The 13,204-nt window shown below is 45.9% G+C and carries 11 protein-coding genes; 9 read left to right on the top strand and 2 right to left on the bottom strand.

Going from position 1 to position 13,204, the window contains the following annotated elements; all coding sequences use genetic code 11:
• Positions 1-102: 102 nt before the first annotated feature.
• Positions 103-576, top strand: a complete 474-nt coding sequence (gene greA / locus RIH33_RS06295; protein WP_159584936.1) for a transcription elongation factor GreA — start codon at positions 103-105, stop codon at positions 574-576.
• Positions 576-977 (top strand): HIT family protein, encoded by a 402-nt coding sequence (locus RIH33_RS06290; protein ID WP_406654176.1) that lies wholly within the window; start codon positions 576-578, stop codon positions 975-977. Before greA ends, RIH33_RS06290 begins: the two co-directional genes overlap by 1 nt.
• 61 nt (positions 978-1,038) lie before the next feature.
• Here RIH33_RS06290 and RIH33_RS06285 read toward each other — a convergent pair whose 3' ends face one another.
• Together RIH33_RS06285 and ruvC are read right to left on the bottom strand one after the other, a co-directional pair.
• A complete protein-coding gene (locus RIH33_RS06285) occupies positions 1,039-6,567 on the bottom strand; it encodes an FG-GAP-like repeat-containing protein (RefSeq protein WP_406654174.1) in 5,529 nt (1,842 codons plus the stop codon).
• 198 nt (positions 6,568-6,765) lie between these two features.
• Positions 6,766-7,323, bottom strand: coding sequence for a crossover junction endodeoxyribonuclease RuvC (gene ruvC, locus RIH33_RS06280; protein ID WP_406654172.1), 558 nt, complete (start codon positions 7,321-7,323; stop codon positions 6,766-6,768).
• Positions 7,324-7,376: 53 nt separating this feature from the next.
• Here ruvC and RIH33_RS06275 point away from each other — a divergent pair, with 53 nt between their 5' ends.
• The 7 genes from RIH33_RS06275 to RIH33_RS06245 are packed head-to-tail and all read left to right on the top strand — an operon-like array spanning position 7,377 to position 13,202.
• On the top strand, positions 7,377-8,186 hold the full coding sequence (locus RIH33_RS06275) for a hypothetical protein (protein WP_406654171.1): 810 nt from the start codon (positions 7,377-7,379) through the stop codon (positions 8,184-8,186).
• The gene (locus tag RIH33_RS06270) at positions 8,183-9,292 is read left to right on the top strand and encodes a glycosyltransferase (protein WP_406654169.1); all 1,110 of its coding nucleotides are present in this window, start codon (positions 8,183-8,185) and stop codon (positions 9,290-9,292) included. Before RIH33_RS06275 ends, RIH33_RS06270 begins: the two co-directional genes overlap by 4 nt.
• On the top strand, positions 9,268-9,540 hold the full coding sequence (locus tag RIH33_RS06265; protein ID WP_406654167.1) for a hypothetical protein: 273 nt from the start codon (positions 9,268-9,270) through the stop codon (positions 9,538-9,540). Before RIH33_RS06270 ends, RIH33_RS06265 begins: the two co-directional genes overlap by 25 nt.
• A gap of 8 nt (positions 9,541-9,548) precedes the next feature.
• Positions 9,549-10,742 (top strand): SpoIIE family protein phosphatase, encoded by a 1,194-nt coding sequence (locus tag RIH33_RS06260; protein WP_406654165.1) that lies wholly within the window; start codon positions 9,549-9,551, stop codon positions 10,740-10,742.
• Positions 10,739-11,374, top strand: a complete 636-nt coding sequence (locus RIH33_RS06255) for a polysaccharide deacetylase family protein (protein WP_406654164.1) — start codon at positions 10,739-10,741, stop codon at positions 11,372-11,374. Before RIH33_RS06260 ends, RIH33_RS06255 begins: the two co-directional genes overlap by 4 nt.
• Complete coding sequence (locus RIH33_RS06250; protein WP_406654162.1) at positions 11,371-12,135, top strand: TatD family hydrolase; 765 nt, start codon at positions 11,371-11,373, stop codon at positions 12,133-12,135. The genes RIH33_RS06255 and RIH33_RS06250 overlap by 4 nt, the downstream gene beginning before the upstream one ends.
• Positions 12,135-13,202: an asparaginase gene (locus RIH33_RS06245; protein WP_406654160.1), complete on the top strand. Its 1,068-nt coding sequence runs from the start codon at positions 12,135-12,137 to the stop codon at positions 13,200-13,202. Before RIH33_RS06250 ends, RIH33_RS06245 begins: the two co-directional genes overlap by 1 nt.
• Positions 13,203-13,204: the final 2 nt, after the last annotated feature.

Raw genomic sequence — 13,204 nt, 5'->3', positions numbered from 1 at the left:
TATATTTGCCTCTTTAGTAAGAAGAAATAAAGAAACTATCGATACGAAGGCGGTCCTACTGGGGCCGTTCTTTTTTGTTTTAGTAGGTTAAAGAATAAAGGTATGTCAGCATTAAATTATTACACAAAAGAAGGTTTGGATCGTCTCAAAAATGAGTTGAACGAGCTTAAGACCAAAGGAAGAGCGGCCATGTCTAAGCAGATTGCTGAGGCACGTGATAAGGGAGATTTGAGTGAAAATGCCGAGTATGATGCTGCTAAGGACGCTCAGGGCTTACTGGAATTGAAGATTTCCAAGCTTGAAGCGGTTGTAGGAAATGCACGTGTGATTGATGAGTCAAGTTTGGATGCCTCCAAAGTAGGTATTTTGTCTTTCGTGAAGATTAAGAATAAGAAGACGGGTATGGAGATGAAGTATCAGCTGGTGGCCGAGGAGGAAGCCGACCTGAAGCAGAATAAGATTTCCATCAAATCTCCAATAGGTAGTGGCCTGCTTGGTAAAAAGCCAGGGGATACAGCCAAAATCAACGTACCCGCTGGTGAGATTGAATTTGAAATCATCGATATCTCTATCTAATGCCGAGTATTTTCTCCAGGATCGTAGCAAAAGAGCTTCCTGCTCACATCGTGGCGGAGGATGAGAATTTTCTGGCTTTTCTGGATATCAATCCACTGGTGGAAGGGCATACATTGGTAATACCCAAGCAGGAGGTGGATTATATATTTGATCTGGATGACGAGGTGCTGGCCGGGCTTCATGTTTTTGCTAAAAAAGTGGCTAAAGCCATAGAGTCTGTGGTGACTTGCGAGCGAATAGGCGTGACGGTCATAGGTTTGGAGGTTCCACATGCGCATGTCCACCTGATCCCGATCAATGCCGTGAATGATATGAACTTTGGGAAGGAAAAACTTTCTCCAGGTAAAGAAAACTTGATGGAAGTGGCTGAGAAAATCAAGGCATCTTTTAGTGCTGGTTAGTAACCAGCTACCTGATTATAAAAAAAACGCCCCGGGAGATTCAATCTCCCGGGGCGTTTTTTTATCGCTTACTGATCTTGAATTGATACCTGAAGTCTCCGGTATTGTCCAGAAGGATCAAAAAGTAAGTACCTGTTTCCAAATGAGACAGATCCAAATTCAGCTGATGTGCACCCATTTCATCCTCCAGTTCCTGACTAAGCAGGGTAGCTCCTGACATGGAAATCAGCTCAAGCCGAAGTTGCTCAACAGATCGGTTGACCAAATATTCTGCAGTGAGTTGGTGGTCGCTTGGGTTGGGGTAAATTTTCACATTGCGCAAATAGGGTTGAGGAGCTCCCAGGATTTCAGTGGACTCCACGAATATTCCATCTTCGGTGATCAGTGCAAATACTTCAAATTTCTGACTACTACCATCATCTCTGATAATGAACTCTATTTCAGCGCTGGGGTCCATTGGTACGCCGGGATACTCTATATTGAGTCTGTAAGTACCGCGTTCAATACCCGAGAAGTTGAATCGTCCTTCATCATCGGACTCTACATAGGCGTATAATATATATTCCCCGTCCTGATCGGTTCTTCCTGACCTTACAAACCTCCTCATGGAGCAACCAGCCTTTTTGACTTTTCTTCGGGCATTGATCCGGCCCTCTTCATCACCTATTTCGGTTTCGTCCAGATCACTTTGCAGCTCTCCTGAAAGTGTGGCACCGATCTCTGCAATTGGCTCCACGTAAAAGACCATTTGAATATCCACACCTTCCATTCGGTCTCTGACTTCCAGTACAGTCGCCTCTTCATAGCTTTCGGCTTGTTCGTAATACGTCTGTATGGTGCTAGGGAAGATGGCTCTATTGGGTTGGGTGAGAATGATGAAATCACCAAGGACCAGATCCGTAAAGCTGAAGTTACCAGATGCATCTAGCTGGGCGGTGTCCTCAGGGATAAAGGGGCCATCCTTCAATCGATAAATAATCACATCACCATCGGTGAGGAGGGTATTGTTATCGTCGGCGTATACAGTACCAAAGAGATCCGTTTTCGCCATGATGTTTACGTTCCTGCTGCTGATGGTCAGGCTTGGAGCCTGCGGATGCGTGGCGGTCAGTCGGTAGGTTCCCTGCTTGCTGGCATTGATATTCTCTATTTCATACACTGGATTGGTAGCTCCGGTGATGGGCGAGACATCATTGTTATAGGGCTGTCCTGGTATCAGTGGCCCAAAATTCCACTGATAAACAGTGCCTTCGCCAAGGTCCTGAATACTGACCACTCTGGTTTCTCCGGCAGGAATGGTGTCGTAAACGGTTTCTCCAAACCTTTTCTGGGGACTGTACGTGAAGTTGGCTACAAAAGTATTGGGTACAATACCTGCAAAGGTGAGTCGGTTATCACTTAGGTTCAGCGTGGTAAGACTGGTTACTGAGAGGTCAGGAAAGCTTCTGAGCTCGTTTCCAGAGACATTGACACTCTCCAGTAAGGTTAGTCCGCTGAGCGTTGCAGGAACGTCGCCTTGTAGTTCATTGGCGGAGAGGTCCAATGTTTTTAAACCTAAAAGATTCCCAAGGCTTTCTATGAGGGATCCAGCCAGTCCATTGGAAGGAAGGGAAAGTCCCGAAACCCTTTTGGTATCGTCCATAGTCACTCCAAACCAGGTGTCAGCATTACCTGTAAGCCAGTTGGTTTTATTAGTCCAGTTTTCGCCATCCAGGTTATTGTAAAAATCCACTAGTACCAGGGAGTCGGCTTCTACTATCGTATTGGTGGCTCCTGATTTTTCAATACTTACGGAGATTCCGGTAGCGCTCATCGTAGCGAATAATTCCCAAACCGCTCCTTGATCTGTTTCTGTGACTTCAAACTCTGCAGAAGAAGTTTCGTCCATAAGTATTCCCGGGTACTGCACATCCAGCTGGTATGCACCAGCATCAAGTAGTCCAAAGTCAAAAAGACCATCAGCATCTGTGGAGACATAGATGTATGGCTCCTGTATTGAATTGATCGATTTATTCAGATTAACAGCTAAATTCTCCAGATTAGCCTCTATGCCTGACACGGTGACATTGCCCGACACAGCCACACCCTCTGTGATTTGAGGCGGAGATGGAGCCCCCAGTAGGGTGATGTCCAAATTGGAGGAAGTTTGATTCAGGAAAATGGTATCGGCAGTAGTCCAGTTGTTGGTGTTGCCGTAGTAAGTATGTGTGCTTCCGGGGCTTACGGTAAGGTTCGGGCGGGCCAGCATCATGAATTCACCCAGTATCAATCCGGAAAAGGAGTAGTCACCGGCTTCATTGGTGGCGGCAGTGGCTGTTAAAAAATAGGGCCCTGATAACACTCTGTAAAGATCAACCTGCGCTTGAGCTGACACCGTGCCGGTGATGTCTGCTTCTCCGTACAGGGTGACTCTTTCGCTCGTAAGCGTAAGAAGCGGAGCATCCGGATGAGTTGCATTTAATTCATAAAATCCCTGATCTCCCATACTCATTCCAGGGATGTTATAAGTCTGAGAGGTCGCTCCGGCAATGGGCGTAGGGGTTTCATTGATTGGTTCATCAAAGACGTACACACTCATACTCCACTGGTATTGGGTACCAGCGCCCAGGTCTCCCCAGTCAAGGGTATAGCTGGAGCCTCCGGGAATGGTATCGGTGGAGGCCATTCCCAGGTTGGCCTGAGGGCTGTAGGTAAAGCTGGAAATAATGGTATTGGGGACAATACTTCCAAAGTTCAGGCGATTGTTTTCCAGCTTCAAAGTAGCGAGAGAGGTAATTCCTGAAAGGTTCGGCACACCTGTGAGCTGATTGCCTGAAACATCAATGTACTCAGCATTCACCAGTTGATCCAGGGGGGATGCAGTTCCTGTGAGGTTGTTTCCCTCCAGAGAGAGCACTGTAAGTTCTGTGAGCAGTGCGAGTTCTTCGGGTATTTCACCGGTAAGTTCATTTGATGACAGGGATAATTCTATTACCCGCTTGCTGTCTATGTTAAGCGTCACTCCAAACCATTCGCTGGCTTTATCGGTTTTCCAGCCACCCTTGTTGAGCCAGTTGGCACCGTCCAACTGATCGAAAATGGCGACCAGTGCCAGTGAATCAGAGGTGGTGATGGTGTTAGTGGTCGTTGGAGTATTCGTGGTATTGAGGATCAACCGGTTGCCCACGTAATACTCAAGGGCGAAAATATCCATGTCTCCATCGTTATCAATGTCACCAGCTACAGGGTGATAGGAGTGTATTCCCACTGTTCCCAACAGGGTAAAACCTCCGGAACCATCACCTGTCCAGATTTCGTCTTCGTAATCTTCACCACCAGCAATGTAAAGATCAAGGTCACCGTCCAGGTCAAAATCCTGAATCAATACGCCTGCGTAGTTGCTGCTGCTGATGTCCAATACAGCGCTTTGGAAGGTGGCGTCCCCATTATTGGAAAGTATATAATGAAACTGGCCATTGTAAGCATAGTCATTCAAGGCAATGATGTCTATGTCACCATCACCATCCAGATCCCCAAGACCCATATTGTCAAAGGCCCCGGCATCTGCCAGGTAGACGGTAGGTGAACTGATCGTACCTGCGTTATTGGTGAAAACAATCACTCCCATATTGCCACCAGAGATAATGTCCGGGTCACCATCACCATCCAGGTCGGCAGCCAGGAGCACATCGTCTATCTCGTATGAAACATTTAAGGTCTGATTGAGGGTGAAATTCCCTGTTCCATCATTGTCAAAAGTGATTAGGTGATAGGAATTGTTGTGGTACCCACTTGATGCTAAATCAATGTCTCCGTCCCCGTCTATGTCCAAGGCAAGGACCTGTTCCAAATCTGAATAGGGTGCGGTTTCTATGACAGAGGCTTGGGTGAATGTGCCAGTTCCGTTATTGGTCCAAAGTACCAGTTCATCCGCATATGAATCGGAAAAGACCACATCTACATCTCCGTCTCCATCAAAATCGGCAGTGGCCATGGCATAGCTCACGAAGTTGTTTTCTCTGGCGATGTTTTGTTTGATGGAAAGGTGGCCTGTGCCATCGTTTTCGAAGATTATGGTGGTTCCGGAGATGATGATATCCAGGTCATCGTCGTTGTCTATGTCTACCATTTCGGATTCGAAACCATAAACTACTTCCACCAGATCCTCATCCAGGAGGGTGAAATTTTGATTTCCATCATTAGCGAAAACCACAATATCGAAGTAATTAGACACCACCAGATCTATATCCAGGTCACCATCCACATCCAGGCCAACCAGCGCTTCTGCTTCTCCTATATTGGGTTGGATGTTATTCAGAGAGGATTGGGAGAACGATCCTGAAGTGTTGGTGAGCAGAAGGTAACTTTGGTCATAGATGTAATCATTTCTGTTTTCATAGTCAGATTTTATCAAAATGTCAAGGTCTCCATCACCGTCTATATCCACCACATCGGAGAGGTAATAGCGCTGGTATATCCCGCCCAGATTAGTGCTCGCCAGGATAGGTTCTGTAGCTCCCAGAGAGATCATGGACACACCAGTGAAGTCGTCAAAGACAATGTCTATGCTTTCGTCATTGTTAAAGTCGCCGGCGTGGGCCTCATTAAAATAGAAGGGTACACCCTCTGATATGGTGTAGGTCTCGTTGGCGAAGGCACCCCCTGCGTTGGTGAATATTTTGAGGTAGTAATTTTCTACTGCTATGTCTATATCTCCATCATTGTCAAAGTCCCCGGTGACAAACCGACTACTTCCAAGCAGGTCTTCAGTGCTTGCGAAAAGCCCGCTTCCATCATTCGATAAAATACTTACTGCACTGCCATAGCCGAAGAGATAAGTACCTGCCAGAAGGTCCAAATCCCCATCTCCATCTATGTCTTTTAACTCAAGATCATCATCCAGTTGGATCCCCTCGAAAAGCTGGCTGGATTCGGTGAAAGTGTTGTCGCCATTGTTTTTGAGCAAGTAAATACGTGTGTTCACGCTGCTTCCATCAGGAATGCTATAACTATCTCCAATCAAAATGTCCAAATCCCCATCCCCATCCAAATCTGCCACCAAAAGATCACTGGGATCCATCACCTGAGCCACATTGATGGCGGTACCAAAGTGGCCACTGCCATCATTAGGCAAAATGCTAAGAGGCCCGTAATAGGATGCCACGAGAAGGTCCTGATCCCCGTCTCCATCGAAATCTCCGTAATGACGCACGCCATCTCCGATGAGAGGATCTCCCAGAAAGTCCTGCGGCTCAAAAAGACTGACAGTGGCTTGAGACCTGGATTTCGGACCAAAGCTGTGACGCATTGTTTGTTCTTTTCCGTCTTTTCTGAGGTGTAATTTTTCTTCTTTTTGCTTTTGGCCACCCTGGCCGGATGCAGTCACTGTGATAAAACCAAGGGCAAGAGCCATGGCCCAATGTTTCAGCCTGGGATTGGATTTTAAGCCCAACTGAGCCTCCAGCTGTTTAATCTTTTCTATCAGGTGGCGCTTTTGCTTTCTGGTTTTGCTTTGGAAGACCCCGGTTTTGAGGCCTTTAATGAATCTGGATTTGAGCTTTCGGTAGGTAGATTTCCGTCTTTGCTTGAGTACTTGATCGAGGTTATTCATGGCGGTTGGTAGAGTTTTTGGGTGGCTCATTTGATTTCACACTGATCAGACAGAGCCTTCTTCAGGGGGAGAAGGAGTGATCAAATGAGATCCTCCGCAAACAAGCACACTATGAAAATACGAGAGTTAATCCGAAAATTCAATAGGGGATCTCAAAATACCTCTTTGTAGGTACTACTCTCAGTGACAAGGAATAAGCTACTTAATCCGGCCCGGATTTTCTGAAAGGAATGCTTTCCAGCTTTTGGAAGATTGTTGCGACTTTCCCCCCTGATAATGGTGACAAAGAGCTACTGCCAGTGCATCAGTTGCATCCAGGAGTTTGGGTGCATCATTGAATTTGAGGAGTGTTTTCAGCATGGCGGCCACCTGCTCCTTGGAAGCGTTCCCATTCCCGGTGACGGATTGCTTCACTTTTTTTGGCGCATATTCTGTAATGGGTATTTCCCTGGAAAGGGCAGCGGCCATGGCCACACCCTGAGCACGGCCCAGTTTGAGCATGGATTGGACGTTTTTTCCAAAAAATGGAGCTTCCAGCGCCACCTCGTCTGGGTGGTAGTCATCAACAATGCCAATGATGCGTTCAAAGATTTTTTTGAGTTTTAGCTCATGACTGGCGTATTTGCTGAGATGGATTACACCAAATTGCAAGAGTTTAATGTCCTGCTTCTTAACTTTGATGAGTCCGTAACCCATTACACTCGTGCCGGGATCCAGCCCCAATATGATCTTTTCTAATGAAGTATCTTTTGACATCAATGCAAATTAACCATTACACAGAGAGATATAAAAAATCACTGGGGTGGACTGTGAAGATAATGATCACAGGGCTTTGTATTTATTTTATTGGTACCAGAGTTGATATCTTCAATATTAACTTGTCGGAGGCTTTTGATCAACCCGATGCTGTGATCACATACCTGCTGGTATTGGTGCTGATGCCCTTCAACTGGGCGCTGGAAGCAGAAAAATGGCGGGTGTCAATTCCCCATGAGGCAAGTTCATTTCAGGAAGCATGGCACAGGGTGCTGGCCGGTCTTGCACTCAACTGGGTGATTCCACTTACCCTGGGGGATGTAGGGGGCAGGTTGCTCAATGTGCGAAACCCAAAGAAATCGGCTGGCGCGCTGCTCATTAACCGAACCATCCTGCTATCCATCACGCTGCTTTTTGGAGGAATTTCAGTGCTGTATTATTTTGGTTGGTACGGTCATTGGGTGTTGGTTGTGCCCGTTGTGCTGATTGCGGTTGTGCTGCTAATGCTCAGGAATGATGGCAAACCCTCAATTTGGTTAAGGGTGTTGGTGCTGTCCGTGGTTCGCTATGCCCTCTTTACGTTTCAATTTTATCTCATATTAAGGCTTTTCATGCCTGAGCTGTCGTGGTATCTGGTATTGCTCGGTATTGGTTGGGTATTTCTTTTCAGGTCTTTTATTCCCTCAGTTTTTGGCCATTTCGGGGTGCGTGAAGCCAGTGCAATAGTGTTTTTTCAGGCCTATTTGTCAGATGTGAGCATTGTTTTGATTCCCTGTTTGATCATTTGGCTGATCAATACAGTGATCCCCTCTCTCATCGGCACAGTCTATGTTTTTAAATTAAAACTTAACATTGCGCAATGATTATTTTCATTGCGCTTTCGTTGGTTTATTGTGGCTTTTTGTTGTGGGTGAGGTACCACTGGGGCCAAATAGAGGCATCGGGGGAGGCGGGTAAGGCATTGTTGACCTTTTCTGTTGTTATTCCGGTACGCAATGAATCGTTAAATATTGCTGCCATACTTGCTGACCTGCAGTCTCAGGAATATCCCCGGGATTTGTATGAGGTCATCGTCATTGATGATGACTCTGAAGATGGAACCTTGGAAATAGCAGCGGAGGCACTCCAAAAATCGACAGTGAATTACCGTTTGATTCGCTTGAAGGATGATGGGATGAAGGGGAAAAAACAGGCCATTTCCAAAGCACTGGAACTGGCTGAAAATGAGATTATACTGGCCACAGATGGAGATTGCAGGGTGGGACCAAGGTGGATTCAGGCTTATGCTGACCAATACACTGAGGATATACAGATGATCACAGGGCCGGTGCGGATGGTGCAGCATAATTTTTTTACCCGGCTTCAGTCTTTTGAATTTGCCGGATTGATAGGGCTGGGTGCAGCGAGCCTGCAATCCGGTAACCCTGGCATGTGTAATGGGGCCAACCTGTCGTATCGCAAGTCTGCTTTTCAAGAAGTTTCCGGGTATGAGGGGAATCATGAAATTGCCTCCGGGGACGATGAGTTTTTATTGCAAAAAATATTTAAGATTTACCCCAGGGGAGTGGTATTCCTCAAAGATAAGAGAGCCATTGTTTCCACCCCTGCGAAAGACACTTTGGCCGAATTGATCAATCAGCGAAAGCGATGGAGTAGCAAATGGAAATTCCACAAGAGTTATTACATCAAACTCATGGCCATAGCAGTGTTCTTTAACTACCTCGTATTTGCTTATATGCTGATGGCCAGTTTTATGAATGAAACGTCGTTTGCCATATTCTTGTCGATCTTTATGCTCAGGGCATTTACTCTTAGTATCTTTATCAAGCCAGTGGTTGTTTTTCTTGGTATACGAAATGCCATTTGGGTGTCGTTAGTAATAGAGATTATTTATCCTTTCCTCGTGCTATTCTTGGGAATAGCCTCTATTTTTGGGCATTATTCATGGAAAGGCAGATACTATTCATGACCGACGAGGAGTTTGATGTTCTAGATGAGCTTTATTTTGTCACCCCATTCGGAGCACTTCGGGAGACTACTGGCTGGACTCCGGCCAAATTGATTCCTGTGCTGGACAGTATCTATAGGAAGGGGTGGATCAAAGTCATGAAGACGATAGATGATGAGCTGCCAGAAGAGCAGATCGATTTGAACAATCACGCCGACGAGTACTTTTTCCTGGCCACCAAAAGTGGATTGCTCGCACATAATTCATAACATAAAAAATGCCGAACGGCCTGGACATAAAAGACCTGGAGCTCAATGCGCTTCTGGAGATCACTCAAGCAATCAATAATAATCTTGCTGAGGAAGATCTTTTTAGGATTTACAAGTTTACACTGCTTGCGGATCTGAAGGTACAGCGCCTTGCCCTTTATGTAAAGGATGTTAACTGGGACTGTAAGGTTCATTTTGGGACACAAACGGATTGGACTAAGGTATTTCTGCCACAGTTTTTCTGGGATTTATGTGAGGTCAGGGAGCTTGCTGACTGTGACGAAGAGTTTCAGGAATTTGAGTTGGCTATTCCGGTTACTCACAAGGATCGCCTGCTGGCCGTTGTTTTTGTGGGAGGCAATGAGCGATCAGGGAAGAAGAGCAATACCACTTTTCTAAAGGCGCTCACCAATATCATCATAGTCGCGATAGAAAATAAGAAGCTCGCCAGAAAGCAACTCCAGCAAGAGGCTTATAGAAAGGAGCTGGAAATCGCCAAAAAGGTTCAGAACTTTCTCTTCCCAAAGGAATTACCAAAGACCCATCGACTGAAGATAGAGGCTGTGTACCTGCCTCATCAGGACGTAGGGGGTGATTATTATGACTATCTGGCCATAGACAATGATCGTTTTTTGGTCTGTGTGGCAGATGTGAGCGGCAAAGGGGTACCGGCCGCCTTGTTGATGTCCAATTTTCAGGCTTCGCTCCGCACGCTGGTGCGTAAGACCCAGGATCCTATGGAGATTGTGGCGGAGCTCAATCACATCATTACTGACAGTGGCAATGCCGAGAACTTCATCACTTTCTTCCTGGGTATTTATGACTTTCATGATAAGTCATTCGAATATGTGAACTGCGGACATAACCCACTTTATTTGGTGACTGCAGAGGGTGTTCAGGAACTCAATGATGGTACTACGATCCTCGGAATGTTTGATCCATTGCCCTTTTTGAAGACAGTTCGGATTGAAAACCTGACTGATTTCTTCTTTTTCGGATACACAGATGGTCTCACTGAGACCTTTAATGCTGCCGATGAGCAGTACGGTGAGGAACGCCTGCGGGAATTTTTGGAAGGGGGGATTCCTGCTGATATTAATAAGCTACACCTCGATATTTTCAAAAGCCTGGATGAATTCAGGGTAGATGTACCCTATCGGGATGATATCACCATGCTGTCTTGCCTGGTCAAAAATCCATGAGGCGTTATTTTCTCAAAAATCCCTTTTGGGTGCGATGGCGCTACCCGGGAGCTGTCTGGAAGGTCCCGACGACAAAAAGAGAGCTGTTTTTGACCTTTGATGACGGGCCGCACCCCGTGGCCACACCTTATGTGCTCGACTTGTTGGCTAAGTACCAGGCCAGAGCCACTTTTTTTTGTGTAGGTACGTGCATAGAAAGGAGCGGACACCTGATGGAGCGAATGGTGAGGGCGGGACACATGATTGGTAATCACACCCACAGTCATCCGGATGGGTGGGTTTCTGATACGGCATCCTACCTGGAAGAGGTTACAGCTTGTCAAAATCTGATTGGCTTATCCGCAGGTGAGCTTCTTTTCAGGCCACCTTATGGAAACCTCAGGTTCCGGCAACTAAAAGCTCTGAAAAAGGCAGGTTATCAAATCATCATGTGGTCTCATTTATCTGGCGATTTTGATCAGGCGTTAGATCGGGAACAATCGGTTGGTTATATGAAAAAAGCTGATTCAGGTTCTATTTTGGTTTTTCATGATAGCGAGAAAGCTTTCGAAAATCTCAGAGAAATGTTGCCCCGGGTGTTAGAACATTTTTCAACTTTGGGATATTCTTTTAAAACCCTAAGCAACTTATGATTCTGATAGACTCACACGCACACATATATACAGACGAATTCAAAGCCGACATAGAGGAGGTCATTGCCAGGGCCCGGGAGGTGGGTGTTGATCGCATTTATATGCCCAATATCGACCATGAGTCAATTGATGACATGCTCAACATGGCAGAGAAGTATCCTGGTTTTTGTATACCCATGATGGGCTTGCATCCTTGTTCGGTAAAAAAAGATTTCGAAAAGCAGCTGTATGAAGTAGAGGAATTTCTCTCTAAGGGAGGCTTTTGTGCGGTGGGTGAAATGGGGACAGATCTCTTTTGGGACAAGACTTTATTTGAGGAGCAAAAGGAGGCTTTTCGCATTCAGTGTGAGCTGGCCCTCCGGCATCAATTACCCATAGTGATTCATTGCAGAGAATCAATTGATGAGACCATAGCTCTGGTGAAACCTTATGCCAAAAGGGGGCTAACTGGCGTATTTCACTGTTTTACAGGTTCTCTGGAGCAAGCCAATGAAGTGATTGGTTTGAATTTCAAGCTGGGTCTTGGTGGAGTGGCCACTTTCAAGAATGGAGGAATGGAGCCGGTGATTCAAGGGGTTTCTTTAGAGCATATTTTACTGGAAACAGACAGCCCGTATCTCGCTCCGGCACCTCACCGGGGCAAGCGAAATGAGCCTGCATATACCCAAATCGTTGCCCAAAAAATCGCGGAGATACTTGATAGAGAAGTCGTAGAAATTGGAGAAATTACCTCCCAAAACAGCAAAACCTTATTTCGTTAATGAATTATAAAATAGTCAACATAAGGACTACTGCCTCTGTAGACCCTGTTGATTCCATATTGATTATATACACCGGAGGTACTTTTGGTATGGCTTATGATGAGTCTGGTGCCCTTGCTCCATTCAATTTTGGCAGGGTAATAGACCGTATTCCAGAGCTGAAGGGGCTGGAACTCAGGCTTACCGTTATCTCCTTTCCTGAGCCCCGGGACTCATCCAATATTAATTCGCAGGACTGGCAGGATATGGCCTACATCATTTATGAGAATTATGCTCAGTATGATGGCTTTGTGATTTTGCACGGTACTGACACCATGGCTTACAGTGCTTCAGCGCTAAGCTATATGTTGCAGGGGCTGAATAAGCCAGTGATTCTGACCGGAGCACAAATCCCAATAGGGTCCATCCGGTCAGATGCCCGGGAGAACCTCATCACAGCCCTGGAGATTGCATCTGCCAAAAATGAAAAGGGCCCGATAGTCAATGAGGTTTGTATTTACTTCAACTACTATCTCCTGAAAGGAAATCGCTCGCAAAAGATACGAAGTAGTACGTTTGCGGCGTTTCAGTCTCAGAACTACCCGTATCTGGCAGAGTCTGGCATTGACATAGAGTACAGGCTGAACTACATGTGGCCGCACAATGCACGGAGCAAACTGAAGATCAGGAAGGATTTTGATGAAAATGTAGCCATTTTGAAGATTTTTCCTGGGATTAACCAGCCAACTGTGGAAAGTATCTTTAATATTAAGGGCCTGAGGGGCGTGGTACTCGAAACCTATGGTTCCGGGAACACCATGAACTTCCCCTGGTTTATCAAGGTGCTGCAAAAAGCGATTAAAAAAGAAATCATTATTTACAATGTAAGTCAGTGCAGCGGGGGAGAGGTGATACAAGGACGATACGAGACGAGTAAGCGTTTAAATGACATAGGGGTTTTAAGTGGAGGTGACATTACTACAGAAGCCGCTATCACCAAGTTAATGTTCCTTTTGGGGACAGAGAAGAACCTGGATGAAGTGCGTAAAAAGTTGGTCATTCCCTTAAATGGCGAAATGGATAATTGAAT

The sequence above is a fragment of the Marinoscillum sp. genome, assembly GCF_040222955.1.
Classification (GTDB): Bacteria; Bacteroidota; Bacteroidia; order Cytophagales; family Cyclobacteriaceae; genus Marinoscillum.
Note: the sequence above shows the minus strand (reverse complement) of the source record. Positions and strands in the feature narration are given on the sequence as shown.

Bases quoted from the DNA above. Each gene is read 5' to 3' on its own strand.
- greA (WP_159584936.1), top strand. From the start codon at position 103: ATGTCAGCATTAAATTATTACACAAAAGAAGGTTTGGATCGTCTCAAA.
- RIH33_RS06290 (WP_406654176.1), top strand. From the start codon at position 576: ATGCCGAGTATTTTCTCCAGGATCGTAGCAAAAGAGCTTCCTGCTCAC.
- RIH33_RS06285 (WP_406654174.1), bottom strand. From the start codon at position 6,567: ATGAATAACCTCGATCAAGTACTCAAGCAAAGACGGAAATCTACCTAC.
- ruvC (WP_406654172.1), bottom strand. From the start codon at position 7,323: ATGTCAAAAGATACTTCATTAGAAAAGATCATATTGGGGCTGGATCCC.
- RIH33_RS06270 (WP_406654169.1), top strand. From the start codon at position 8,183: ATGATTATTTTCATTGCGCTTTCGTTGGTTTATTGTGGCTTTTTGTTG.
- RIH33_RS06265 (WP_406654167.1), top strand. From the start codon at position 9,268: ATGGAAAGGCAGATACTATTCATGACCGACGAGGAGTTTGATGTTCTA.
- RIH33_RS06260 (WP_406654165.1), top strand. From the start codon at position 9,549: ATGCCGAACGGCCTGGACATAAAAGACCTGGAGCTCAATGCGCTTCTG.
- RIH33_RS06255 (WP_406654164.1), top strand. From the start codon at position 10,739: ATGAGGCGTTATTTTCTCAAAAATCCCTTTTGGGTGCGATGGCGCTAC.
- RIH33_RS06250 (WP_406654162.1), top strand. From the start codon at position 11,371: ATGATTCTGATAGACTCACACGCACACATATATACAGACGAATTCAAA.
- RIH33_RS06245 (WP_406654160.1), top strand. From the start codon at position 12,135: ATGAATTATAAAATAGTCAACATAAGGACTACTGCCTCTGTAGACCCT.